The following is a 26,329-nucleotide window of genomic DNA, read 5'->3' as shown; positions in this document are numbered from 1 at the left end:
TCACTTATGGGGCAACCTGACGATAATCGTCGTTCCCGCTCCAACCGCACCGTCCACTTCTATGTTTCCCTGATGCAGGGAGACAATTTTTTTAACGATTGCAAGTCCCAAGCCATTGCCATTGTTGTTTCCATTCCGTGACTTGTCTATTTTATAAAATCTTTGGAATACGGCGTTGAACTCTTCCGGGGAAATCCCGATCCCGTTATCACTGATGGTGACCGATACATCTGCTGCACTGTCATCTATACTAATGCGGATGTTCCCGCCTTCAGGTGTGAACTTGATGCTGTTGCTCAGCAAATTCATCCATACTTGCTTCAGCTGATCTTCATCACCCTTAATTTTGACAGCTTCCGGCAGCTCAAGATCGATAACGATGCCTTTGGCTGACCATTGTGGCTCACAGGTCACAACGATGGTTCTAATCTGCTCGTCAAGATTGAAGGAACCTGCATTAAAAGGATGATGTTCAGAATCCAGGGAAGCGAGCTTCAGCAAATTATCACTTAACCTCGACAGACGTTCACTCTCTGCAATGATGATATCAAGATATTCAGAACGTTCCTCTTCCACGATTAGATCATTGTTCTGCAATGCCTTGGCAAAGCCGGAAATAGACGTAAGCGGTGTCTGAATTTCATGAGAAACGTTGGATACGAAATCCTGCCTCATCTGTTCCAGCTGCTTCAGCTCCCCGGCCATCTCCACATAGCTTTGTGTCAGTTCCCCTATTTCGTCTACTCGGTTTACTTTAAGCTCTACCTCGAAATCACCCTTGGCCAGCCTTCTTGTCGCATTCGTCAAAGCTTTGATCGGCTCCACCAAATATCTGGCGGCAATAAGAATGCATAGACTACCCAGTAAAAGCACGAGTAAAAGCACAAAGAGCAGCATCCGATTGACGATATTTTCGTTCTCGGCAGAATACTGCAAGAACATTGCTTGCCACTCCCCGTTAAACATAAAGGGCATCCCGATAAAGGTATCCTTATCTTTTGCGGAGGAACGATAGAGTTTTCCTTGCAGCACTTGTTTCACAGCCTCGGGGGTGATAGTGACGGCCGGACTATGCTTGAGCCCATAAAAGGTATATTCCACGGAATGATTATACAAGTGGATAGGGTATGCAGATACCTTAACCATACTATTCAAGAACTCGTCTGTATCCTCAGGCTTGGCGTCATCATAACGGTGAATGATCTCCTTCCCCACTGTGATCATTTCATTCTGTCCCTCGTTACTTATTTGTTTCTGAAAGACATACAAACCAATGAAAAAGGAACAGATCAGACTAAAGATAATGATGCCTAAAAACGTGAGAACGACGCGTACATACAATGTCTTGATCATAGCGCAGGGATCAGCCGGTATCCTAGGCCGCGGGCCGTTTCGATTTGAAATTGCTCGTCGTTACCGCAGAATTTCTCCCTCAACCGGCTTATATGCACATCTACAGTCCGGCCGTCTCCTTCATAGTTCAATCCCCAGATTTGAGAAATCAACTGTTCTCTTGTGAAGATTTGCCTAGGGTGACTAGCCAGCAGAAACAGTAGCTCAAATTCCTTCAAAGGAATCGTTACCGGTTCTTCATCACGCGTAACCTGGAAAGTGCGGCGGTTAAGCACCACATTGCCCAACTGCACAGACTGGGAAGAAACAACCAGCGAGCGTTTAAGCAAAGCTTTTACTCGCATCACCAGTTCAAGCGGATCAAACGGTTTGGTCAAATAGTCATCCGTGCCGAGTTGAAAACCTTTCACTTTATGTGCAGATTCTCCTTTAGCCGTCACCATGAGGAGGGGAATGTTGGCATCAGAGCGCCTGATTTCTCTGCACAGATCCCAACCATCCAATCCTGGCATCATAATATCTAGGATGACGAGATCGACTCGCGAGTTCTCTATAATGGACAGCGCTTTGGTGCCATCCCTGGCTTCTTTGAGGTCAAAACCTTCTTTTCGCAAAAACAAAGACATTAGCTTTCGGATGTTATCATCATCATCAGCAATAAGTATAGTAGCCACGATTGTCCTCCTCTCTTAAGCTTACATTATATATGATATATTCTTGACAAGAAACGAAGTTATCCGAACTGCCAACCCAACAGGTTCCAATAGTAGAAAAACAGAGTCATCACTACAGCCGAAAGTGCCACTAGTGTATAATGCACACGCTTGAAAGCTGTCCAGTATTTATTCTTCCAAACCAGTATAGCCGAGATTAGCAAAGCTAAAGTCAGTCCAACCAAAAGGATTGGCATAACTAAACTGAGAGAAAGCGAAAGACTGATACCGCTGAACTTCTGCATCGTATCCATGGACATAACCACCATAAATATCGTAACGAAAGATAGCAGCGCCCACCCAGCAGTTCCCGCAGATAAGCGGATGGCCCACTTTTCCGGAGGCGTCATCACCTTGATCTTGCGTCTGGAGAAGATTAGTCCAAGCAATGCAGTGATGAAAATCAACCCCGAGCCGCCAAGTACGATAAGCCAAAACTTATTCTGATTCAAGAGTGGCGTACGCTCCAGTGGCATTTCCGGTGCCATACCTAAGAGCATATGTGTAACCTTACCGGTATCATTTGTGCGGAAGCCAATTTGTTCGGTGCCTCCCTCGAGCTGGAACAGATTCGGACCGATTTCTCTATACAACTGTTGTTCACTACCACTTCCCAAAGATAGCTTATTATCCTTTACCTTAACATTTAGCTGGGCAAAAAAATTGAAAAATTTATCAATATCACTGTGGTTACGGCGTGTGAATTGATAGGTTCCCGCATATTTCTGAACAGATTCTGCAGAAATGGAGAATTCAGGCTGCTTCGCTTCAGGATCGGGATAATAGCGCTCAAAAAAGGCATGGACTAGGCCTGCCGCGGAATCACCGCCCTGACCGCCGTTATAGGAAACAAAGATACCTACATGCTTGGCAGGCACAAGATAAAACTCTGTATTAAACATGGGGTCGGAACCACCATGAGTGATTAGTCTAAGACCATTGATGCGTTTCTCAGAGAACCCCAGATCTACTCCCGGCATACGTTTATCGAATTGGTACGCCGTTGAATGCATTAGTTCTGCAGTCTCCGTTCTAAGAATCTGCTGGTCACCATATTTCCCGTTCTGCAGATGGGCAATCATAAAGTGCGCCATGTCTACTGCTGATACTGTACCCGAGCCGGCAGGACGAAAGCCGCCCTCGAAGGTAGGTGTGCCAGGAATAAAGCTGCCGTTCTCACTCGTGTACCCTACAACTTGATTGGGTATGAATGACTCCGGCAAAGGCTCTACCACCGTCGAATATTTCATGTCGAGCGGATCGAAAATATACTTTTGTATATAGTCATTGTAAGGAACACCGCTGACTTCCTCCACAATCAGACCCGCGAGAGTAGCCCCGAAGTTCGAATAAGAACTCATCTCTCCGGGGGGTCTTACCCGTGCCAGCATATGCTTATTGAGTGTTTCCGAGATTGATCCCGGCAATTTGGCAGGGTCGGTAGTGATTTGATAACCCACTCCACCCTCTTCAAACCCCGCTGTATGTGTCATCAAATGGCGCATCGTGGTCGGCTCAGGATAAGTAGCAGGGATCTTCACTGATTTCAGGTAGGTGTTAATATCAGTGTCCAGATCTATCTTACCTTGTTCGACCATTTGCATCACCGCTGTCCAGGTGAACAGCTTTGTTGTTGAAGCGATTCGAAACATGCTGGTTGTCGGATTAACCGGTGCCGCTTCTTCCAGATTGGAACTGCCATAACCTTTGGCCAAAATAATCTTGCCGTCTTTTACAATGGAGATAACCGCTCCCGGAATTTGCAGCCGGTTCATATCTTTTTCCATAATTCCATCAACGAAGCTAGTCAGTCCCGAGGTATCATCGAGATTGGCAAATGCTTCAATTTGCGCTGCCGGCAGTCCGGTTTGACCCGTTTGGTTCTCAGCAGAGGCCCGTTTCCCGGGAAATACCAAGCTTGCGCCAAAGCCGGCACTAATCACAGCCAATAGGGTCAGACCAGCGATCAGCCTTTTTTTCATAGGTGTCAACATTATTATCCTCCGAGTCATCATTTATTGGGGTGGATGATCATCCGCCTAACACTTATAGAGATTATCAGAGTATTATGAATGGAACGTTAACAAGACAATAAAAAAACTAGACAGCAATCCACCCTTAAAAGTGACGGATCATAGTCTAGTTACATCAGAAAAATCTATAAAAAATCCCATAGCGAACGTATGCCTACCACCTTACTGTAGCTCAGTCCCGATCCCTTTTTCTCTAGCCTTCTTCACGAAGTATACCGCTGTTGCGATATCAAAAACCGCCATCCCCATCGGACAAAAGAAAATCGGCTCATCTGCTCTGAGTTCATTCAGGCAATGGCGCGAGACGACATCGGTAATCATTCGGGTATCGGCACGAGTTAACCCATGTTTCAGATGGAGCTGCTGTATGTCAGTATTCTCGCGGCACACCTCATCCCAGTCGTCGACGATTATGGCCTTCACCGAAGCTAATGCCTCAGGCTTATAATCACGCAGTGAAATATTCAGTAGAAGACTACCTTCCGCCGGAAGCATATCGATATATCTATGATTGGATACGGTACAGGTGATAAAGATATTGGACTTTCGATAAACGTCCGCCCACGTCTCCTCCACTTCTATCCTATCCTTATATATAGATGAGATGTCTGACAAATCTACTTCCCTTATATCAAAGATGCGGACACGTTCAACTCGATCTCCGTACAATGCCATAACCATTTGAAAATGATATTGCCCGATTGGTCCCCAGCCGATAATGCCAAGATGAATCCGTTCAAGTGAACGTGCCTGCAAAAAGTAGCCAATCATCAGTCCACTGATGGAAGCTGTCCTTACGATGCTGGGGAGCGGAGAGCTTAGGACGGATATAGGCTCGCCCGTAATGGGATCATTCAAGACAATGATGCTATGCGCGCGGGGAAGACCAACCTGGATATTATCCGGGAAGCTGGAAATCCATTTGATCCCTGCTGCGTTCACATTCCCCCCTACGTATGCGGGCATTGCAATAATACGATTTTGAGGATTTTTATACCTTAGATAAGGTTTTACGGGCTGCGCATAATCTCCAGAATCAAGTATGCGCACCGTAGTTTCTATCGATTCCACGAGAGAAGGCCAATCAAGTCCCACCTCCCGGATGTCCCGATCGTTTAAATACAGCATTCCACAACCTCCTTTTGCCGTTCGTTAAGCAAGGACATCTCCACCGTCAGCCGAGAACTCCTGCCCAAATTCATTCTGAATCCATGGGTCAGAGTATACCGTATCGAGGTAACGCTCCCCTTTGTCATGCAGGATCACCGCACAGACAGATCCTGGAGCCAATTCTTGCTCCATACGCCTAACAGCGGCAAGGTTAGCCCCTGAGGATGCACCGGCCAGAATCGATTCATTCTGAGCGAGTGCTCGGCATCCTTTTACGATATCCAAGTCTGAGACATGCACGATACGGTCGATTAAATCCGTTCTGCAGAAAGGGGGTACGATGCCAGCACCCAGTCCCGGGAACCGCCGTTTCTCTTTGTTGCCACCAAAAATAGTACTTCCCTCCGCATCGACGGCAACAATCTTAGTCTTCAGACCATGATCCCTTACATATTCCGCGAGACCTCGAATCGTGCCGCATGTACTTACGCTGCAAAACAAATAATCTACTTCGCCAAGCTCAGTCACGATTTCTTTCATGGTCGTATGGTAGTGGGACAAATAGTTATTTGCGTTTGCATATTGATTCGGCCAGTAGCTGCCCGGTATTTCCTCCAAGAGTCGCTGCACTCGATTCAGTCTAGCAGGCAGATATTCACCGGTCTCGGGGTCGGGATCGCTAACAAAGTCAATTTTTGCAGTTAATGTTTTCAGAATCTGCAGATTTGTTGTGGTAGTTCTTGGATCAACCACGCTAATAAACCGCAGCCCTAAATATTGGCAAATCATCGCCAAGCTAATCGCCATATTTCCCGAACTTGACTCAATAATAGTAGTTCCCGGCCCGATTTTCCCTTCCTTCCATGCCTCATGGATCATCCGCAGAGCTGGACGGTCTTTCGCACTTCCTCCCGGATTTAGCAGTTCCATTTTTGCGTAGACTTCGAACTCACTGTTCTGGAACAAATTATTCAGCTTGATTAATGGCGTTTTTCCGATAGTCGACAAGATACCGCCTTGGATATTTATGTCCACCTTAGCTTTGTCCTTCTGATAATACAACTTCTTGTTCTTGACCTGCCCGTTGGCCAGCGACTCCCCTTTAGCTACTATAATGATCTCAATATCATCAAGCAGATGGTTGCGAATCATCATCCCGATTTCCGGAACACACTCCCTGATTTCCTCTTTAATTACCGGAATAATAGAGGGCTTCACAGATTTACTCTTGATATAAATAGAGAGCGCATTGTTTTTTACCTTGACCCGAATGATTGCATCTTCAATATGACGGTATACGACCTGCTCGATATCGTACAGGCTGATTTTCTCACCGTGCTTCAGTTCTTGACCCACTCTTTTTACAATGGACTCGAAGCTTTGTTGTTCAACGCCGTCTATCATCACAGGCCTAAAATCCCTTACGACGTCATAAGTAACAAAACGAAGGGCTGGCAGCATCTTGCGGACAGTTGAGGTAAGCACCAGAATACTTTCATTGTTCCGAAGCGGCCTTACTTCTTCGTCTAACTCCTGAACCCCGATTCCTTCCGCAAAAATTCCGTCGGCAAAAATGTACCTGCCATGATCATGGGAGTAATAAGCGATCGTACCGATTTCAATGGAGCCGTAAGTATCGATGATATCTCTAGGATCAATACCAAACAAGCCAGCCATATTCCGCTGCCACTCAGGCGGAGCAATTTCCCCTACCAAAATAATCTTGCGAATTCCGAATTCACGCGGGTTTCCGGCAGCATATACGATATGGTCAAGGATGGACGGCATCGTATAGAGCAAGTCAGGTTTAAAAGCTTTAAGCTGTTCAATATGCTGTTCGATTGGCAGTTCAAAGGGTATTGAACTTTTCTCCAATCCTAACCTTTCAAAAATGGTCAGCGCAGTATTTGCTGCATGTCCAGTGCCCATATCCGCCAACGCTCTGTTACATCCGCTTCCCGCAATAAGCTCGCCGAATAGCTTCGTTTTAATATCCACATAGTGTTTGTCATCTTCCTCAGAGTAGAGGATTGCTTTTCTACGGCCTGAGCTTGTACCAGACGTCCTATAAACAGTCCAAGAAGGATCGATGGGTTGGTTATAATAGAAGGTTTCAAGTATTTTCGAAGACATAAGAGGTAAGTTCTGCAGGTTATAATTCGTTTTCTCCCCATCGATCAGCCCCTTGTACCAAGGGTATTCGTCCATTACTTCTTGCACCTTATTCTGCAATTTCCCGAGCAGCATCATAGCCGCCTCCCGTTGACCGCATGCTGCAGCCCAAGTTTAATAAATGCCTCCAATATTCATATGTAGAATTCTTTGCATGTGTTCTATTATTCTGTGGTTGCCCAAGCAAAAACTGCGTATTCCCGTAATATAGCCTATAGATATATAGAACGGAGGAACAAAATGAAGGAGCCAATACGGCGGATATCCAATAAGCTGACGAAAACAAGGGTACTGCTTAGAAAACAAGAGCTAAGGAAGTACATCCCGGTAACGAAAAAAATGAATAAAAACGTACTCTATGAGATGTTGCAAAAACATAAAATGGTGTACATTAAGCCCTGCTGTGGATCTTTGGGACAGGGTGTAATCCGGATTGAAAGATCGCAAGATCATTCCTCCAAAAAACGACCAGCCTACAGCTATCAGTCCGGTACGCATAAACATACATTTTCTGATTACGAGATGGCTTATCGGGCAATCTCTAGCGAGACCCAAGGAAAGTCCTATTTGGTGCAAAAAGGGATTTGGCTTTTGGTTTATGAGGGAAGGCCATTTGATATCCGGGTTATGGTGCAAAGAAATCTTAAGGGTGGGTGGGAAGCTACAGGCATTGCGGGTCGCGTAGCTCATCCTCGCAAAGTGGTTACGAATGGGAGCCAAGGGGGAACGATTTATCCGGTAGAGGCATTATTAGAATCCTACACAAACGTAGAGAATAGTAGCGCGTTGATCCGGTCCATGCAACAAATCGGAGTGAACTCCGCCAGACAGCTGAGCACAGCCTATCCCGGCCTGCAGGAAATCGGTGTGGATATTGCTTTGGATCGACGCCTTAAACCATGGATCTTGGAAGTAAATACTGCCCCCGATCCGTGCCCGTTTACCAAACTGAATGACACCAGCATGATTGAGCGAATCGTCAAATATGCAAAAGCCTATGGCCGCACATACAATCTTAAATGCATGAAGTCCAAACAGGGTATGGTCTGAACGGATTTGATTGGTAATAATACAAACAGCCCTGATATATAAAAATCTCTACCAGAGCTGTTTGTGTTGTTTTAGAATTCGGAGTCGCTCACCTTAACAAGCATCTTCCCGAGGTTCGCACCTTGGAACAATTGCAGGAATGCTTCAACCACATTATCAAATCCTTCAACAACTGTTTCTTCATATTTTAATTTACCTTCTGTTAGCCATTTTCCAAGCTCTTGAAGTCCTTCTGACTGGCGGGCTGCGTAATCACTAAGAACGAATCCTTTGATAAGGGAGCGGGTTTTGATCAATCTGCTCTGAATACGTGGTCCCATATCTCCATCTGTACTATTATAGGAAGAAATAGCGCCACATAGGGGAATACGTGCATAATCATTAAGCAAGCTCATCACAGCATCTGAAATCGATCCACCCACGTTGTCAAAATAAACATCCACACCATTTGGACATGCTTCTTCCAAAGCCTGGTCTAAATTTTCCGTTGTTTTATAATTAATGGTTGCATCAAAGCCAAGTTCTTTTTTCAAATAGTCGCATTTATCATCGCTACCTGCGATCCCAACGACACGAGCGCCTTTGATTTTGGCAATCTGTCCAACAAACATCCCCACTGAACCCGCTGCTCCAGACACTACGACAGTCTCTCCTTCTTTCGGCTGCCCGATATCAAGTAAACCGAAATATGCAGTGAGCCCTGTTAAACCTAGAACACTTAAGTAAGCCGATACAGGTGCAATCGAATCATCGATTTTGGTTACTGCTTTAGCATCTACAGTATTATATAACTGCCAGCCCAGCATACCGATGACTTTATCTCCAGCTTTGAATCGCTCCGATTTGGTTTCTACGATCTCTCCCACAAGTCCTCCAGCGATGACTTCATTAAGCTGATACGGAGGAATATACGATTTAGAATCATTCATTCTTCCGCGCATATAAGGATCCACTGACAAATACAACGTACGTACAACAACTTGTCCTTCTTTTGCTTCAACTACAGGAATATCTTTGAACTCGAAATTTTGCTGGGTTGGCATGCCTACAGGACGTGAAATTAACAGGACCTGTTTATTTTTCAACTGATTCATAGATCACTACTCCATTAATATTTATTTTTGCTGCTACCTATAACTATTAACCAAACCCTGTACATGATTATCAAATAGTTATAAAACTATCAAACTATCAAGAAAAAATTATAGGTTTCCGGACATATTATAAACTGTCCAAGAAACCCGGTAATAATTCGCTAAACGTATCCTCTCGAAGCTGGCTAATCTTATTCTGCCCCATACGTGTGACACTTACTAAATCAGCTTCATACAAAATCTTCAGATGGTACGACACATTGGATTTATCCATTCCCATAGATTCACCAATGGACCCACATGTATTGTTCTCCTTATGGAGATGAAGATAACGAATCATTTCAATTCGTTTCACTTCTGCTAATGCTTTAAAAATCTTCACTCGCTTTTCATCATCTTTTAAGGAATATTGTTCGATAGTCATAAAACTATTGTATTCTTCTGATTGCGCAAAGTCAATTTACAATCCCATTTCTTAATTGGATTCATTTTTGTATAATATACCAATCGGCATTAGCGCGGATCTATTTATAAGGAAAGAGGGATGGTAGAAATGGACATTACCAAATACGAAAATCTTGTTCCCCGTGTTTTTTTGTTCGTTGATCGCCGATCCTTCCCGGATTGGGAGATTACGAGGAGTAAAATTGATTTCCATGATCTTACCTTCATCGTAGAAGGAAAGTCTGACTATTTTATTAATGGAGAGAAATTCACGGTTGAAGCCGGGGATATGCTCTATGCCCCTTCTGGCAGCATTCGGGAAGCTCAGACTTTCAAGGAGGCACCCATGCGTTCCTTTGCCTTCAATTTCTTCTGGGAGGGTGAGGACAATCATGTGCAGCTCCCTTTTGAGACTGTAACTAGGAATTGGAGAACTAAAGAGATTCTAGAGGATATTAAAGAATTCTCACATATCTGGATGGGCAAACAACCTTTCTACAAAATGAAGGCCCGGGCCATCTTTCAACTGATTGTGTACCGCTTATTAAGTATCGCCCACCATCAAGAAACACCTCTGATAGATCTAAGAATCCAAAAAGTGATGACCTATATCATGGATCATTATTCGGAGGAAGTTACGATCAAGGAGCTGGCAGATTTGGTTGCCCTAAATCCCGTATATCTTGGTAAGCTGTTTAAGCAGAACACTGGCTCCACCTGTAAAGAATTTATAAACAAGGTGCGCGTGAACAATGCTGAGATGATTCTATCGGCAGGTGGTTTTAATGTGTCCGAAGTGGCAGCGCACTGTGGTTATCAAGATGTCGCCTACTTCAGCAACGTTTTCAAAAATATAAAGGGTTATCCTCCGTCATCTGCCCTGAAATAACGGAGGATTCGAAGCAACAACCTAGTTGTTCGCCCTTTTAATTCAACCTAACTAAGAATGGACGCCGTCCCGCTAGTATAAAAGCTCTCCTCCGGCCCTAAATAGGAATAAGGAAGCTGGGCAGCGGACAATACAAGCTTTTGCAGAACCAGACCCGCATCCAATCCGTAAAAGCGGAGGGTATGAAGACCCTTCGTTAAAGCATGGCTGGTGGTCACAGCATGAATATTGTCCATAACCGCGCGGCACCATGGTTCATTATCATGATTGCCGCCTTCAAAGTTCGTTGGTAAAGCATCCTTAATCACGGGTGCCTCATCATCGAAGCTTATCGCATATTTTAACCCGCTAGTTTGTGACAGATTGTTTGTCGGCGCAATATACGCGGTTAAGCTATAATCGGTGTCCTGCTGCACTAGAATCTGATATTCCAGACAAGGAGCATCCTCCGGTTGTTCAAAAGATACAGCATCCGGAAACATTTTAAGCGAGGATAAAGAACGTCCATAGCTGTCAATGGTCTTCCATACCACCCCTGATTTCGAAACACGAGTTATGGTATGCTCCGCTTCAATGGACACGATATTATGGGTCTCGATGAATGTCATCGGTGGCATATCCGGAATGTCTATCCAATCCACGGCTGCCTTCACCTTAACTATATTTCCGGCACCGGAGATCGTAATTTCGCCCGTCGATGCTTCTTTGACCTTCTCCCAATCTACGGAAACCTGAAGCGTCTCCCCTGCCTCAATCCAGCCGCGTATTTTCTCAAGCTTGATCCAATCCACGCTGCTCCGCACCTGATATTCAAAACCCGCTTCTCCACCGTTACTGATTGTGATGCGATAGTTTTCTTTTTGGAGATTTGTAAATACCCGAAGATTAGCTGTGCCGGAAACATACGCTTGTTCCGTTCCTTCCACATCGACAATCATTAAAGAACCTCTGGCGGGCGTCAAGGTGTTTACATCCGGATATTTCCACCCTTCTGCATTCCAATGTATATACCCTACATGAGGGGAACTCATCATTCCCTGCCATTTTCCATCCGAAATTCCGCTATTATAAACCAGCTCCAGATACTTATCCCGTTCGATGGTTTCGCGGGTCAGAGCAGCGTAAGTATTTGCCAACATACTATTTCGCTTAGCGTATAGATGGTTCAGTCCAGCATAAATTTGCATTTTGACCACATTGGCCGAGGCAACAGCAGGGAAATATACGAGCTGGAAGTAAGCATCCTTTAGTTGTTCCGGGATTAGCTCATCGTATTTGCCGGCAGCCTTCTCGATCATCACCGCTTGCTCCAGAACTCTGTGCGCCTCATTGTAATGGATAGGACTGAAGGTGGACGGATAAATAATTTCAGGCTTGCGCCGACCGTTCATCCGGGTATAATCACTTAACAATTGTGCGATTCCCAGACATGTCTCTTGTTCCAGCACATATCCGAATTGCTGCTCTACCCAACGGTTGGTGTATTCCACAGTCCGATTGATTGCACCTGTCCCCCATGCCTCAAAATCGTAGGCCAAATCCAGAAAGTAGGAAATGGGCAATTCCATAGGCTTCAAATCCCCGACGTTCACAATCCATACATCACGGATGCCATAGTCGAATGCCATACACATTTGCTCCCAGACTTTTTCAAGCGGGGTCGTATTTAACCATTCATAGGAATGCGGACCACCATGATAGTCAAAATGATAATACATCCCCCATCCTGCGCTGCGGTTACGTTCGTTTTTCGTCGGGATTTTGCGGAGATTGCCAAAGTTATCGTCAGCAAGCAGGATCGTAACGTCATTCAGAACATCCCAGTCCTTCAACCCTTCCACCCCGGCAGTGCCATACCAGTACTTCTCAACTTCCTTATAAACGGCCAAAATTTGCGGCGCATGTTCAAGATTGTATTTCTTCAATAGTTCTTTTTGCGTAAGTATAATATCCTTAAGCAGATCAATATTCTCCTGATCGGAGCCCTCCAGCGCAGAGTCACTTTCCCCCCGCATGCCTAGGGTAATCAAGTTATCAAAGTCCTGATTACGCTTGATTCCGTCTTCCCAGAAATCTGTAATCGCCTGTTTATTACGGGCGAAATCCCATAGGTTACTTGTTCCGTATTGGCTGTATACCTTCTGCCATTCACTGCCTGCCCGGAATAAGGGTTCATGATGGGAGGTCCCCATAATAATTCCGTATTCTTGTGCATGCTTGGCGTTGGCAATCGGGCTGCTTTTACCATTCAGGCTGAATTCGGCGCTCCACATCGCCGGCCATAAATAATTCCCCTTCAAGCGAAGAATGAGTTCAAATACCTTGACATAGAAATCTTCATTAAAGTCACCAAATCTTTGAGTTACCCAAGAACCTAAAGACGGCCAGTCGTCATTCAAAAAAATACCTCTATATTTAACCGAAGGCTCCTTGGAGATCACATGAAGCTTGTTATCAGGAATGGACAATGCCGGCTTCTTCTCCGGCACAATATCCGCCCAGTACACCCAAGGACTAACTCCAATCTTTTCGGAGATCGAATACAACCCGTAAATCGTCCCTCGTTTATCACTTCCTACAATGACTAGCGCCTTGTCCACTCCCGCTGTGGGTTGTTCAACCACCTGAATTTTATAACATTCTCTTTTATTTTGGATGGCCGATACATCAACGGTTCCCTCCGCGATTAAATCACCGATAAAATCATTGCTGCCTATCGATCCAGCGATTATGACTGTTCCATCCAATTCGTTCAATTGTGTATATATCTCAGGCTCAACCTCTGTTACCTGTTTAACATCTGCTGCAAAAGACTGTGCCACCCGGCGTAATCCCTCATAATCTTTCCCCTTGGGGTCTATGTAAATCTTGGCAGCATTGCCCTGCTTCACAAGGTGCAATTCCTTCGTAGGCATGATAATTCTCCCCTTAAGCATCCTATTTTCGTATGACTAGGCACATTATATAAGTAAGCGATTTCAACTTCCATGTGTAAACTAGCAACTTTTTGTAATTATTAAACGAAACTTTGTTTATCGGTTGAACAATCTGGATATTTGGTGTTACTGTTAACAGGTATTCCTTCTAACAGAAGCATGTTTTTTGCAAACGCATCCATAACAAGAAAAGCTTATACAAAAAGCGAGGATGATCAATATGAAAAACAATAACGGGGTCATTACAGGTGGCAAGATTGAAGGTCCAAAGGCGCCCAAGGACCCGGCTGAACGCAGGAACGGTTTTTTTGTGCTCTACGAAACAGCGATTGAGGCGACAGCCCGGGCCGAAGGTCCACCTTCACAGGAAGTTTATCTGGAAGGTAACTATCTAATCGACAAGGCCAGATATATTGGCGGCGTCACTGATGAGACAATACTGGAGCTGCTAGGAAACTGTGTTGGATTTCGCAAATTAGTCCATAGTATCGGAGTGTCTGTGAGAAGGGATCCTGAGCAGAACGAGCCCATCTCTTTTCTATTGCAGAACTGGGGCAAAACCAGCAAATACGAAACAGGCAGCAGCATACGTGTGCCCTGTCCCTCCGACGGTTCAGAAGTCCTCTTAAAGTTAGAGGATTTGGAATGGTCTGAAGAGGATGCAGTGCTCGGCAAATTCGCTTTTGAATTTAAACATGAAGGCGAACTGGCCATCGCGAGTATAATTTTTTATTTGCATGACGGTTATTCTGTACCAGAGCTAATCATTGAACCGCCTGTAGCGTTTGATTCTAACGAATACCGGGAGATCATTACCCAATCCTTGCTTCATCCGGGCAATAATAAAAGATTAAAAACGGCCATCCATAAGGCTATAAAAGGTGAGGATGTCACGATTGCTTATATTGGGGGTTCCATTACACAGGGAGCAGGTGCTAAGCCGATCCATACAGAATGTTATGCCTACCAATCGTATCTGAGATTTAAGGAATTATTCGGTACGAATGGTGGCGAGAACATCCATTTTGTGAAGGCTGGGGTAGGTGGAACACCATCCGAGCTTGGGGTCATCCGTTATGAAAGGGATATTCTCCGGGAAGGTTCTGTAACACCTGATATCGTGGTGGTAGAATTTGCGGTAAACGACGAAGGTGATGAAACGAAAGGCAACTGTTTTGAAAGCTTATGCCTAAAAATACTTTCCGCCGATAATAGACCGGCTGTAGTTCTCCTGTTCAGCGTGTTTATGAATGACTGGAACCTGCAGGAACGGCTCTCCCCCATTGGCCGGCGTTATAATCTTCCTATGGTTAGTGTAAAAGATGCGGTATCCGGGCAGTTCCGCCTAAGCAAAAATGAGGGGAACATCCTCTCAAAACGGCAATTTTTCTATGATATCTATCATCCTACTAATGATGGTCACCGGGTGATGGCTGATTGTCTGGCTTATTTATTCTCCGAAACCCACAAAACGCTAATGGACGAAGATGATCTCCTATTGGATCAACATCCGGTCATCGGGAATGATTTTGCGGGAACCCTTCTGCTGGACCGCAAAAGCCATATTGACGCAGGCAGGATCGAGGTGGGCGGATTTTCGAGGATCGATACCGATTTGCAGCGGGTAGAAATGGATGCCAATCCTTTTGGAACTCCGGAATTCCCTCATAATTGGATGCATTCAGCGTCTTCTGGGGAACACAGCTTCAAGCTGACGATAACAAGCAAAAATCTTATCCTGGTATACAAGGATTCTGGCAGCAGCGAATTCGGCAAGGCGAACATTTACGTCGATGGTTGTCTTGTAGTCACCGCTGATCCACATGAGAATAACTGGACACATTGCAATCCGGTAATTCTTTATCAAAATGAGGTTAGCGGGGAGCATCAGGTAGAAATCAGAATGGTGCCGGAAGATCAGGACAAGTCTTTTACTATACTTGGCTTCGGCTATAATGCTAAGTGAGTTGACCTAGAGAGATGATAACCCCGATGTAATCTACATCGGGGTTATCCTTATTGTATCGCATGGAATTTTGTCCATTTCCCTCTAACGTACCGCCAAATAAACAGAACCCCTTTGATCAGCCAGTCGCAATAAACTGCGATCCACGTTGCAAACATATCCATATGCAGCCAATATACCAATATATAAGCAAACATAATTCTACAACAAATCATAGTAATCATACTGATGACCAAAGGAAATTTGGCGTCTCCAGCAGCTCGAAAAACCGTGGGCAGCGTATTTCCAAAAGGCCAGATCAACATCATAACGATCGCATGACTCCACACAATCTTTGTTGCCCAGAGTTCCGCTTCTGCTGAAAAATGATAGATGCTCAATATGCTTGGAAATAAAGCTAAACTCACAATAGAACTGACTACCTGTGCCATATAAATAAAACCAATAATCCTTCTCGTATAATATCTAGCTTGAGCATAATCCCCAGCCCCCACACATCGAGAAATAACAACAGACAACCCTAAACCAATCGCCATCCCAGGTAATGCCTGCAAGGAAGCAATAGTACTTCCTACTGAATTTGCTGCTATTGCCGCCGTTCCAAATGTGGACACCAAACTCAATATCAATAACCTTCCAATATAAAACATGCCATTTTCCAGCCCATAAGGGACACCAATTCTCATAATCTGTTTGATCATCTTAGTATCAAATTTATGCCGCAAGGTCTTTTTCAGATAGAGGAGATTCTTAGGGTTAGAGATTAACACAAGAATACAAATAGCAGCGCCCGTTCTGGAAATTAAAGTTGGAATCGCGATGCCGGCTGTCCCCATGTCAAAACCATAAACCAATAGCGCATTCCCTGCTATATTCACAAGATTCACAACCAACATAATTTGCATAGGCAGCTTGGAGTTTCCCATCGTTCTGAATACGGCTGCACCTGCATTATATAGAGCCAAGAAAGGAACGGAAGCCCCAACAATTAATAAATAAGTATTGGCATGCCCATATACCTCTTCTGTAATCGTTCCAAAAAGCCCATTTAAAATAAAACCCTTCAGCAAATAAATCAATATCATAATCACTAACCCAGCTGCACCCGTAAACCAAACTAATTGATTCGCTGCTTCTCTAGCCTGATGCGCTTGCTTTTTTCCAAGATATTGACCGACAATTACCGTTCCTCCAGTAGCTAATGCTGCAAATAAGCTAATCAACAGTAACATGACCATTTCAACTAAAGATACACCCGATACTGCTGATTCTCCAACAGAAGCTACCATGATAGAATTCACCAACCCTACCAATGCTTCTAATAATTGTTCAATAATTAATGGCAGGAATAATTTCATTAGTTCTTTGTCTGAAAATAATCTTGGTTTCGTAATCGCACTTTCCAGTTTACTCATAGGATTAGCTCCGTTTTGTATTGGTATTAAATCTATGGTAAATTCAAAAGCGATAAATATCTAATACCTATGTTGGATTACGTACCATGCCTAAAATGCATATATATATGACAATGCTAATATATCAGCTGTAATTTGAAAGGATGTTAAAAATAATGGATGTGCGTGTTCTCAGATATTTTTTAACCGTGGCTAAGGTTGGTAATATAACAAAAGCAGCAGAAATTCTCCACATTACCCAGCCAACATTAAGTAGACAGCTTATGGATCTAGAAGAAGAATTGGGAACCGGCTTGTTTATTCGGGGAAAAAGACAGATTACATTAACAGATAGTGGACTTCTCTTTCAGCAGCGGGCAAAAGAAATTGTTGCGCTATTGGATAAAACAGAACGGGATCTGGCAGAGCAAAAAGAGCTAGTTGGCGGAGTAGTTTCGATAGGTTGTGTTGAATCCTCTGTATCCAGGGCATTACCAAAGTTACTAGAAGAGTTCTCCAATCGGCATCCGAAAGTACAATATGAAATATATAGTGCGGATGGTGATGATATTCGAGAAAAGCTAGACCGGGGAAATATTGATATAGGTATATTATTGGAACCCATTGAAGCCGCCAAATATGACTACATTCGTCTGCCTTATCAGGAAAAGTGGGGAATTCTGATGCGACGGGATGACCCTCTAGCCCAGAAAATCTCTATTGGAATTGAGGATATTCTTTCTTTACCTCTAATCCTCCCCCGCCGTACTCTTGTACAAAATGAAATTACGAGCTGGCTTGGAGTTGAAAATGGCAGCTTATGTATCTTTGCCTCACACAATCTGCTGACAAATGCCATGCTGCTGGTAGAACAAAAGCTTGGGTATGCCATTTGTGTGAGTGGTTCATATACCATCCGAGAAAGCGAGCAAACTTGTTTTGTTCCATTTGAACCTGAACGTACGACAGGTCATGTATTAGCTTGGAAAAAGAACAATCTATTTAGTACCGCAACAGCACGTTTTATTCAATTTATAAAAGATACCTATCATTAAACTCGCGAATCTGTAAGCATATAGCTAAAAAAGCTGCCTCCGATCGTGTACCGGAAGCAGCTTATAGCCCAACATTATAAGGTAATCCTGAGCAGTAGGGTGGCTTAGCAAAATCCATCCGCTACTTCCTAGTTCTTTGCAATATGTTACATGATTGATTGCGTTATGTTGGATTCATGACTCGGCAGCTTCTTATCCAAAATAGCCTTCACATCTTTAACAAGCTGTACGGACGCTTCAATCTCCAACTTACTTGTTGAAACACTTTCAATACTGCAACCAATAGGAATTCCCTTCTCCAGCCCGAAATCTAGTAATTCTTCAAAGATTTTTTGCGATAGCTGGATTGATTTATCCAAAATATCATTCGAGTATTTCAACTCGTTTTCTAACCATCCCGGGATACTGATCCCTAACCACTTCATAAATTGTAATGTTTTCGCGGTACCGCATGGTGCAAGATTAAATAAAATAGGAACCATCTCAAAACCGTTATTTGTATAGTAATAATATAAATCAGACAATAAATTCTTTGATGCCTCTACATTATAAGTTGCCTGTGTAATAAAAAAGTTGCACCCATTGTTGGTCTTTTCGACAACCCGTATATGCTCATCATTCTTTTTTATATGTCTTTCCGGAATGACAACTCCGCCAAAAGTTAAATTGTTATTTAGCTGTTTACTTAGCTTATAAGCCTCTGGTAAATTCAATTTCACCTCTTGTTTACTTGACGAAGCGCCCACATACACGGAAAATCTATCTTCATTTTCGTCAGCTTTAACCCAATCCTCGAACTGAGCTCTAGTATCATTACCGACGCACCGGTAAATTATTTTCGGGACCTCCACCTGTCTTAGATATTTATCACCATAGACAGCCGGATCAATCGTTGGTAAATAGGGATAAGGTCTTTCATGATCCACTCTGTCTACTTCTTCCTGAACGTCGTACAGAATTAACGCATCTAAATCAAGGTTTTTAAGTCTCTCAACCTGTTTCCGGGCGATTTCCGAGACCTTTTCTGGTGCGTGGCTTGCCTTCGGTGGTGTCATCCCATATGTTATAATACCCGGTTTTTTGCTCAATATTTTTTGTTTAAATGTATTCTCTGCCGCTCCCAAATTATAAAACCCCTCTACTCGTCGCTTTTAAGATAAGGTTACCATGGCAGGCTTAATATGTGTAACTTCTATTTACTATATCTAGTTATATTTTAAAGCTATGATTCCCTAATGATGCTTATCGAGTAGTACATGTTGACAACCGTTTGGTGTGACTATAATATTAGAAGTCCTGCCAACCTTAAAGTTGGCGATAAGGGGACCGAAAGGTTCATTCTTATTTAAAAAGGGTGAGTATTATGAATAAAGAAGAATTAATGGAAAGCGCACGTAACACAAAGAAAGCTGCTTATGCCCCTTATTCTAAATTTCCAGTTGGAGCAGCCTTATTGCTTAAAGATGGAAATGTTATTAATGGAGTAAACGTAGAAAATGTATCTTTTGGCGCTACTAATTGTGCAGAGAGAACAGCAATCTTCACGGCTATTACAAAGGGCTATACTAAAGGTGATTTTCAGGCTATAGCTGTAGCAGGTGACACAATGGATTTTCTGCCGCCATGCAGTATCTGCAGACAAGTATTATCGGAATTCTGTTTGCCCGACATGCCTGTCTATTTAACCAATGAGAAAAAAGAGATCTTAGAGCTGAGTTTAAAGGATTTATTGCCTTATGCATTCAAGAATTTAGATATGTAAAAATAATTCCTCTCGTAGTGGAATAACAAAAACACGCGTACCTGTGTTAGACAAGTACGCGTGTTTTGTGTTAAAAAGCTTAGTCAGAACACAGAGTTCACAGAGCAGACACACCGCGTAAATACGTTGTTACTTACCAAATCGCAATTCCAACCTTATCTTTTTCTTTAAATGCTACCTTTATCATTTCCAAAGCATTTCTTACCCTAAATTCAATAAATTCTTTATCATAGTCTGTATGTAGTTCTATAGTATCTAAAACTCATTTAGTTAAAACCTCTCAATGAACATCATCAATAATAAAAAAAACAAGCGATCCATTGAGATAAAAGGTTAACACTTCCTCTCGATGATCGCTTGCTTTTAGTAGCTATGCTAGTCACAGTTCTAGTTTACCCGCAACGACTATACCCGCAATTGCCACAAGTCTTACAGCCCTCAATATTAATCAGCGAGGCGCTGCCGCAGGATGGGCAAAGGTCACGGGAAGCCGTGGCATGGTTATGTCCATGATGACCACCATGTCCATCTTCCGTAGCTGACGGAACGCTCGATTTCAACTCCGCATTTAATGCTTCATTGAAATCCTCCAGCTCCAAAGTTGCCGCAATCGGAGCAGGTACATGATCATCATGAGCATTGTTCAGCACATGTGATTCCAGTGCCTTAGCTACAGCGTCAGCAATGGATTCAACACGGTTCGCGCCGAAGCCGATAGCACCTGATCCGCCAATGCCTTTCAGATGTTTAATCAACAGCTCCACTTTCTCACCATGATCTCCGTAACGGAGGAACAAGGAGCAGACGCGGCCTAATGCTTCTGCCATAGCAAATACGTCAGAACCTGCTTTACCTACATTCAGGAAGATTTCAGCCGGTATTCCATCAAGGTCATTGATCGTAATATATGCCATCCCAAATGGTGTGTTGATTTTATAGGTAGCGCCGCGCAGAACCTGCGGACGTTTTTTGTATTGTTTATCCGCCTCTTTTGTAGTCACTTGAGGCGCTGGACTTGCTGCTACAACACTTGTACTCGCTTCTACAGTAGTTGTAGCTTCTTCTGCCGCAACCGGAGCGGCTTCTTTTTTGTCTTCCTTCTTCGTGGTTTCCAGAACTTGAACGTCACGACTTCCATCGCGGTAGATCGTAACACCCTTACAACCTAGATCAAAGGCCATTTCATATAGCTCAGCCGTCTCCTCAACCGTAAAGTCAGACGGGCAGTTCGCTGTTTTGGAAATAGAGCTATCTACCCAGCGTTGGATCGCTGCTTGCGCAAGAATATGATCTTTAGCTGACAGATCCATCGAAGTTACAAAGTAGTCAGGCAGCTCTTCACCCGGATGAGCCTCCAGCCACTCTTGAGCGATTGGAACAAACTGTTCATCATAGCCAAGACGACTTTGACGGAAATATTTGAAGGCAAAATAAGGCTCAATTCCCGTAGAAGTACCTACCATTGTACCTGTACTACCTGTAGGTGCTTGTGTAATCACTGTAACGTTACGCATACCATGTTCACGAATCGCTTCGCCAACCTCTGGATACGCTTCGACTATATTTTTCATAAAGCCGCTCATTAGATATTTCTCAGTATCAAAAGCTAGGAAGGAACCCTTCTCTCCAGCAATTTCTGCCGAAGCAAGGTAGGCTTCACGAGCCATAAAGCCGTATAGCTTGTCCAGAAACTCCAACGATTCCGGGCTGCCGTAACGGATGTTCAATTTAATCATCAGCTCCGCCAATCCCATGGTTCCGAGACCCACGCGGCGTTCCTTTTTCTGATTCGCTTCATTTTCCGGGAAATGATAAGGTGTTTTATCAATTACATTGTCCAGAAAACGGACTGAATAACGGGTTGTAGTCGCAAGATCTTCCCAATCTACATCATGATTTTTCTCATCGTAGAACTTGGACAGGTTCACCGCAGACAGATTGCAGACTCCCCAGCCTGGCAGGCCTTGCTCTCCACAAGGATTTGTACAAATAATCGGGTTGAAATACCAGCTGTTAGACATCTGGTTATAGTATTCCATGAACACGACGCCTGGCTCAGCGGATTTCCATGCCGATTCAATGATCGTACGCCACACGTCACGCGCTTTTACGGTGCGATAATGGATAACGTTTTTGCCGGCAGCTTTCCACTTGTCGAGATCGCCATCCCATATTTCGTTATATTCAGGATCGGTTGTATCCGGGAATACGAGATCCCAGTCCAGATCTTCTTTTACAGCCTTCATAAAACCATTGCTCACACATACCGAAAGGTTAGCATTAGTGACTTGGCCCATCGTTTGCTTCACAGTAATGAAGTCCTCAACATCGGGATGCCAGTCATTAATCATCAGCATGAGCGCACCACGACGGCTGCCGCCTTGCTCAATAAGCCCCGTAGTATAACTAAACAAACCGCCCCAAGAAACGGAACCACTGGATGAACCATTAACCCCTCTAACAATCGCACGACGAGGACGCAATGAAGACAGGTTAATGCCTACACCGCCACCACGGGCCATAATCTCCGTCATTTCAGACAATGTCTGCATGATGCCGCCACGGCTGTCTTTTGGAGAAGGGATTACATAACAGTTGAACAATGTTAATTCTTCACTAGCACCTGCACCAGCCGCAATACGTCCACCCGGCACAAGCTTCCAATCATCCAGGATTGAACGGAATTTGCCCGCCCATTCTGCTTGAAGCTCAGGTGTCTTCTCTACAGAAGCCATCGCTGTGGATAGACGGTCCCACATTTCCTCAGGAGTTTTTTCTATATTAAGGGTCAACTTTTCAACATCCGATTTCACAAGTTCGCCACTGCGCGTCTTTACAGTTACGATTCGACCACTGCGCTCCACAATTTCTCCGACTTCCTTAGTTGGAAACTTCGGATCATCTTTGGTCAGCACCAATACAACATCGCCTACTTTAGCATTGTTGCTGTCTGCATCCTTCCAAGCATAACGATCCAAAAATATTTTTTCACTTAGCCCTTCAAGGCGTTGCTTACGTTCCACTTTACTCAATAAAAAAACCTCCCGCATGTGTAGTAGATATTAGTTTCCGGTCCAAGGTATGGGCCCACAACAAAAACTCCCTTACCATCCTCCACTGCTTAACAGGTGTATGTAGGAAGCTCATCTTGTCAATAACAAATACCAGCTAAGCACTCTATAAAAAATACATTTTCAAGCTTTTGTCACAATATATTGTGTGCGTCAGCTTTTAAACTATACCACATATTGTATCGAAGGTCTTATTCGAAAATAGAGTCAAGTTGCCGAATTATCGCAAACGTTGCTGCTTTTTCTCGCTCTTGCTCTCTTTTTTAAAGGCTATCGTGAAAAATAGGAGGTTATGAATTCTCTCGTTTACGAGCATACTACTCTTACGAATGGTGATATAAATCCGAGCTTGAGGAGGCTGCATTATGACGCAATTATTCCGTAATTCTCTACCCCAGCAAGGGGGAACACCCGCGCCGATACTGCCTGTTCCTCTTTCTTTTGACCGGAATTGGTTACAAGATCTGGAGCTCAAATTGGAAAAGGGCGGCCCATGGGGAGACTACCGTTTATCTAAGCTTGCCGTACAAGGAGAGGAAACAGGTCTAGTAACGAGCTTCGATGAGCTGCAATGTATGAAGCATTTATCCGGCTTGTCCCCTCTTCCCCATCAGCTGGATACAGCGCATAAGGTTCTGTTCGAAATGTCAGGCCGCGCGATTCTTGCAGATGAGGTTGGACTGGGCAAGACCATTGAAGCAGGACTGGTGCTCAAAGAATATCTCGTACGCGGTCTTGTCTCCAAAGTGCTTATTCTCGTACCTGCTTCTCTAGTATTGCAATGGGTTCGTGAGCTGAATGCGAAATTCGGCATCACTGCTGTCGCTCAGAAAAAAGCCTATTCTTGGGGCAACGCCATAGTCGTCGCATCGATGGATACCGCCAAACGAGATCCTCATAAGGAAATCTTGCTGGAAAATGAATACGATATGTTGATCATTGATGAGGCTCACAAGCTGAAGAATAAAAAATCGACCAATTATCTATTTGTACAGCAATTACGCAAAAAATATTGCCTGCTGCTCACCGCGACTCCCGTTCAGAATGATCTGGGCGAACTCTTTAATCTGATCACTATACTGAAGCCGGGGCAACTTGGAAATCAGGGCGATTTTGCCTCGAATTTCGTGGTTGATAAACGCCAGCCCAAAAATGAAGGTCAACTGCGGGACGAGCTTTCGAAGGTCATGATCCGCAATCGCCGTGGTGAAGGTCCAGTTAATTTCACGAAACGAAAAGTCCGTAATATTCCCTTAGTTCTCTCCCAAGAAGAGAAAGATTTGTATAACAGTGTTACTTCCTTTGTCAAAGACCAGTATCAGGAATCCGGCGGCAATCTTAGCAGCATGCTTTCTCTGGTAACCCTTCAACGTGAGGTGTGCAGCAGCCGGGATGCCGTCTTTATCACTTTAGTTAATTTGATCAAAAAGCTGCCTGCGGATTCCCCAAAAAGAGACCGGATGATGGAGCTGCTACAGACCCTCCGTACCGTTAAAACAAACACTAAAGCTGAAACAACCTTAGCCCTCATTCAAGAAATGAATGAAAAGGTCATCGTTTTCACGGAATATCGAGCAACTCAAGAGTATTTACTACAGTATTTCCGTGAACATGGGCTGATGTGTGTCTCTTATTCCGGCGGAATGAACCGTGGAAAAAAAGATTGGATGATGGATCTTTTCCGCGGCCGGGCCCAAGTTATGATTGCAACGGAAGCCGGTGGTGAAGGAATTAACCTGCAATTTTGCCACCATATGATCAACTTTGATCTGCCCTGGAATCCCATGCGCGTGGAGCAACGTATCGGCCGTGTCCATCGGTTAGGGCAAGAAAATGACGTAGTGATCTACAACTTGTCTACGCAAGGCACGATTGAAGAACATATCCTGCATCTGCTGCATGAAAAAATCAATATGTTTGAAATGGTGATTGGCGGGCTGGATGTAATCCTGGAACGTTTTGAAAAGAAGGAATCGCTGGAGAAAAGTTTATACAAAATCATGCTCGAATCCCGCTCCGACGAAGAATTGCGGCATGAGCTGGACCATATTGGTGAATCCCTCAGTGAATTGACACAGGGTATTAAAAAAGAAAGTGGGACTGCGACATGACCCTCACCGCACAGGAAGTACGCAAGCATGTGATGGACTATCTTGATGCCACTGAATGCTCCATCATTGAGGCTTCGCCCCTTCACGTAACTGTGAAATTATCACCTAGAGCTGACAAAATGCTCACCGACCGGCCGTATTATTGGGGATTCGTGGAGCGCACAGGTGTAGATCCTGAGACCCTTTCTTTCACCTTTGTTTTTGATCCGGAAAAATACGACAGTCAAGCTGCAGTAGAGGTTCCCCCTATTGCAAATCGTAGTGCTGGCATTTTGAATCAAGTTGTCACCGGAAGCCTAACTACAGGCGGAACAAACGATGCAGAGGCCAGCGCTGACTTACTCGAATCCGCCTCCCCGGGCTCAGAAACAGTGAATGCTCCATCTACTGACCCGGAGGAAAGTATCCTAGCCCGCTACTTCGGAATTGTGCCGGCACTCCCACGAATTGGGCCAGGAATGATCCGCAGAGAGGATATTATTTACGGAAGCAAGCGATTGCAACAGATTTGGAACGCCGCTCGGGACGAAGGGAAATGCCTTTACTTATTTGAGGACCCGGGCAGCAGGCAGCGAAACACGCTGTTCTCTGCCGCTTACGAGCCATGGCTTAGTGTCTGCTATAAAGTGGAGATGAGCTGCGATTTGAAACGTGAAGAACTCCATTATCTTGGCATCTCCCTAACAAAGGGAACCATCATTGATGACTTTAATGCAAAAGTTTCCACAAAAGAGATGATGCCACGCTTGCCGGAAAATGTGCATATCCAGCCTTATGAAATGACAGTAGCAGCTGCTACCGACTTATTGGAAACTCATCTTACCGCTCAGTTAGCCGAACTGGACTACACTTGGGCAGAACAGGCACGTGAGCGGCTAAGGGTTGAACTGGACATCATTGATGTCTATTATGGAGAGCTGCTGAAGGAGCCTGACGAAGAAAAACGCCTAGCGACTCAAGAGCAGTATAATCGGCGTCGACAAGAGACCATTTGGCAATATGAGCCGCAAATCGCAGTTTCTGCGGTGACCTATGGACTGTTTCATCTGCGGAGCCTATAGAATGCGACCCTACTCGCTAAAAGCAGGCAAAAAAACAAGAGAACTTCCGCCTTCCGGCGCGACAGCAAGCAACAGCCTTTTTATAGCTTGTCCTCTACAATAAAAAGGAAGCTTT

The 26,329-nt window shown here is 44.2% G+C and carries 18 protein-coding genes; 7 read left to right on the top strand and 11 right to left on the bottom strand.

Annotation, left to right across the window (positions count from 1 at the left end):
* The 5 genes from MHI51_RS11325 to sbnA all read right to left on the bottom strand — a co-directional run bounded on the left by MHI51_RS11325 (window position 1) and on the right by sbnA (window position 7,459).
* Window positions 1-1,353 (bottom strand): ATP-binding protein, encoded by a 1,353-nt coding sequence (locus MHI51_RS11325; protein ID WP_405173877.1) that lies wholly within the window; start codon window positions 1,351-1,353, stop codon window positions 1-3.
* Window positions 1,350-2,027 (bottom strand): response regulator transcription factor, encoded by a 678-nt coding sequence (locus tag MHI51_RS11320; protein ID WP_076100805.1) that lies wholly within the window; start codon window positions 2,025-2,027, stop codon window positions 1,350-1,352. Before MHI51_RS11320 ends, MHI51_RS11325 begins: the two co-directional genes overlap by 4 nt.
* Before the next feature lie 59 nt (window positions 2,028-2,086).
* A complete protein-coding gene (locus tag MHI51_RS11315; RefSeq protein ID WP_405173876.1) occupies window positions 2,087-4,060 on the bottom strand; it encodes a serine hydrolase domain-containing protein in 1,974 nt (657 codons plus the stop codon).
* Window positions 4,061-4,261: 201 nt separating this feature from the next.
* Entirely contained in the window at window positions 4,262-5,227 is a 966-nt protein-coding gene (locus MHI51_RS11310) for a 2,3-diaminopropionate biosynthesis protein SbnB (RefSeq protein ID WP_076277452.1), read from the bottom strand.
* A gap of 24 nt (window positions 5,228-5,251) precedes the next feature.
* Window positions 5,252-7,459, bottom strand: coding sequence for a 2,3-diaminopropionate biosynthesis protein SbnA (sbnA, locus tag MHI51_RS11305; protein ID WP_405173875.1), 2,208 nt, complete (start codon window positions 7,457-7,459; stop codon window positions 5,252-5,254).
* A gap of 162 nt (window positions 7,460-7,621) precedes the next feature.
* Here sbnA and MHI51_RS11300 point away from each other — a divergent pair, with 162 nt between their 5' ends.
* The gene (locus MHI51_RS11300; RefSeq protein WP_076129991.1) at window positions 7,622-8,431 is read left to right on the top strand and encodes a YheC/YheD family protein; all 810 of its coding nucleotides are present in this window, start codon (window positions 7,622-7,624) and stop codon (window positions 8,429-8,431) included.
* Window positions 8,432-8,502: 71 nt separating this feature from the next.
* Here MHI51_RS11300 and MHI51_RS11295 read toward each other — a convergent pair whose 3' ends face one another.
* Complete coding sequence (locus MHI51_RS11295) at window positions 8,503-9,525, bottom strand: NADP-dependent oxidoreductase (protein WP_339190520.1); 1,023 nt, start codon at window positions 9,523-9,525, stop codon at window positions 8,503-8,505.
* Window positions 9,526-9,652: 127 nt separating this feature from the next.
* Window positions 9,653-9,949: a helix-turn-helix transcriptional regulator gene (locus tag MHI51_RS11290; protein WP_038569940.1), complete on the bottom strand. Its 297-nt coding sequence runs from the start codon at window positions 9,947-9,949 to the stop codon at window positions 9,653-9,655.
* Between the two features lie 129 nt (window positions 9,950-10,078).
* Between MHI51_RS11290 and MHI51_RS11285 the strand changes: the two genes are divergently transcribed.
* Complete coding sequence (locus MHI51_RS11285) at window positions 10,079-10,858, top strand: helix-turn-helix domain-containing protein (protein ID WP_076186480.1); 780 nt, start codon at window positions 10,079-10,081, stop codon at window positions 10,856-10,858.
* 47 nt (window positions 10,859-10,905) lie between these two features.
* Here the strand turns inward: MHI51_RS11285 and MHI51_RS11280 are convergent, their stop codons facing one another.
* On the bottom strand, window positions 10,906-13,773 hold the full coding sequence (locus MHI51_RS11280; protein ID WP_405173874.1) for a glycosyl hydrolase 115 family protein: 2,868 nt from the start codon (window positions 13,771-13,773) through the stop codon (window positions 10,906-10,908).
* 241 nt (window positions 13,774-14,014) lie between these two features.
* Between MHI51_RS11280 and MHI51_RS11275 the strand changes: the two genes are divergently transcribed.
* Window positions 14,015-15,760, top strand: a complete 1,746-nt coding sequence (locus MHI51_RS11275) for an SGNH/GDSL hydrolase family protein (protein WP_405173873.1) — start codon at window positions 14,015-14,017, stop codon at window positions 15,758-15,760.
* A 50-nt stretch (window positions 15,761-15,810) separates the two neighbouring features.
* Here MHI51_RS11275 and MHI51_RS11270 read toward each other — a convergent pair whose 3' ends face one another.
* Entirely contained in the window at window positions 15,811-17,175 is a 1,365-nt protein-coding gene (locus tag MHI51_RS11270; RefSeq protein ID WP_341002030.1) for an MATE family efflux transporter, read from the bottom strand.
* A gap of 143 nt (window positions 17,176-17,318) precedes the next feature.
* On the opposite strand from MHI51_RS11270, the gene MHI51_RS11265 reads away from it, so the two are divergent.
* Window positions 17,319-18,209, top strand: coding sequence for a LysR family transcriptional regulator (locus tag MHI51_RS11265; RefSeq protein WP_405173872.1), 891 nt, complete (start codon window positions 17,319-17,321; stop codon window positions 18,207-18,209).
* A 146-nt stretch (window positions 18,210-18,355) separates the two neighbouring features.
* Here the strand turns inward: MHI51_RS11265 and MHI51_RS11260 are convergent, their stop codons facing one another.
* A complete protein-coding gene (locus tag MHI51_RS11260; protein WP_256719063.1) occupies window positions 18,356-19,333 on the bottom strand; it encodes a methylenetetrahydrofolate reductase in 978 nt (325 codons plus the stop codon).
* A 239-nt stretch (window positions 19,334-19,572) separates the two neighbouring features.
* On the opposite strand from MHI51_RS11260, the gene MHI51_RS11255 reads away from it, so the two are divergent.
* Window positions 19,573-19,971 carry a cytidine deaminase gene (locus tag MHI51_RS11255; protein ID WP_076186474.1) on the top strand — a complete coding sequence of 133 codons (399 nt, stop codon included), beginning with the start codon at window positions 19,573-19,575 and terminating at the stop codon, window positions 19,969-19,971.
* A gap of 392 nt (window positions 19,972-20,363) precedes the next feature.
* Here MHI51_RS11255 and MHI51_RS11250 read toward each other — a convergent pair whose 3' ends face one another.
* On the bottom strand, window positions 20,364-23,003 hold the full coding sequence (locus MHI51_RS11250; protein ID WP_405173871.1) for an adenosylcobalamin-dependent ribonucleoside-diphosphate reductase: 2,640 nt from the start codon (window positions 23,001-23,003) through the stop codon (window positions 20,364-20,366).
* A 404-nt stretch (window positions 23,004-23,407) separates the two neighbouring features.
* On the opposite strand from MHI51_RS11250, the gene MHI51_RS11245 reads away from it, so the two are divergent.
* Both MHI51_RS11245 and MHI51_RS11240 read left to right on the top strand, forming a co-directional pair.
* Window positions 23,408-25,153 carry a DEAD/DEAH box helicase gene (locus tag MHI51_RS11245; RefSeq protein ID WP_076129985.1) on the top strand — a complete coding sequence of 582 codons (1,746 nt, stop codon included), beginning with the start codon at window positions 23,408-23,410 and terminating at the stop codon, window positions 25,151-25,153.
* A complete protein-coding gene (locus tag MHI51_RS11240; RefSeq protein ID WP_076277460.1) occupies window positions 25,150-26,214 on the top strand; it encodes a YqhG family protein in 1,065 nt (354 codons plus the stop codon). The genes MHI51_RS11245 and MHI51_RS11240 overlap by 4 nt, the downstream gene beginning before the upstream one ends.
* Window positions 26,215-26,329 lie beyond the last annotated feature (115 nt).

It is taken from the genome of Paenibacillus sp. FSL H8-0260, from assembly GCF_045040625.1.
GTDB lineage: Bacteria > Bacillota > Bacilli > Paenibacillales > Paenibacillaceae > Paenibacillus_AQ > Paenibacillus_AQ odorifer.
This window is presented reverse-complemented; position numbering and strand designations above follow the sequence as displayed.

Coding starts and splice junctions, on each gene's coding strand:
- MHI51_RS11325 (WP_405173877.1), bottom strand. CDS start 1,353: ATGATCAAGACATTGTATGTACGCGTCGTTCTCACGTTTTTAGGCATC.
- MHI51_RS11315 (WP_405173876.1), bottom strand. CDS start 4,060: ATGTTGACACCTATGAAAAAAAGGCTGATCGCTGGTCTGACCCTATTG.
- MHI51_RS11310 (WP_076277452.1), bottom strand. CDS start 5,227: ATGCTGTATTTAAACGATCGGGACATCCGGGAGGTGGGACTTGATTGG.
- sbnA (WP_405173875.1), bottom strand. CDS start 7,459: ATGATGCTGCTCGGGAAATTGCAGAATAAGGTGCAAGAAGTAATGGAC.
- MHI51_RS11300 (WP_076129991.1), top strand. CDS start 7,622: ATGAAGGAGCCAATACGGCGGATATCCAATAAGCTGACGAAAACAAGG.
- MHI51_RS11295 (WP_339190520.1), bottom strand. CDS start 9,525: ATGAATCAGTTGAAAAATAAACAGGTCCTGTTAATTTCACGTCCTGTA.
- MHI51_RS11290 (WP_038569940.1), bottom strand. CDS start 9,949: ATGACTATCGAACAATATTCCTTAAAAGATGATGAAAAGCGAGTGAAG.
- MHI51_RS11285 (WP_076186480.1), top strand. CDS start 10,079: ATGGACATTACCAAATACGAAAATCTTGTTCCCCGTGTTTTTTTGTTC.
- MHI51_RS11280 (WP_405173874.1), bottom strand. CDS start 13,773: ATGCCTACGAAGGAATTGCACCTTGTGAAGCAGGGCAATGCTGCCAAG.
- MHI51_RS11275 (WP_405173873.1), top strand. CDS start 14,015: ATGAAAAACAATAACGGGGTCATTACAGGTGGCAAGATTGAAGGTCCA.
- MHI51_RS11270 (WP_341002030.1), bottom strand. CDS start 17,175: ATGAGTAAACTGGAAAGTGCGATTACGAAACCAAGATTATTTTCAGAC.
- MHI51_RS11265 (WP_405173872.1), top strand. CDS start 17,319: ATGTTAAAAATAATGGATGTGCGTGTTCTCAGATATTTTTTAACCGTG.
- MHI51_RS11255 (WP_076186474.1), top strand. CDS start 19,573: ATGAATAAAGAAGAATTAATGGAAAGCGCACGTAACACAAAGAAAGCT.
- MHI51_RS11245 (WP_076129985.1), top strand. CDS start 23,408: ATGACGCAATTATTCCGTAATTCTCTACCCCAGCAAGGGGGAACACCC.
- MHI51_RS11240 (WP_076277460.1), top strand. CDS start 25,150: ATGACCCTCACCGCACAGGAAGTACGCAAGCATGTGATGGACTATCTT.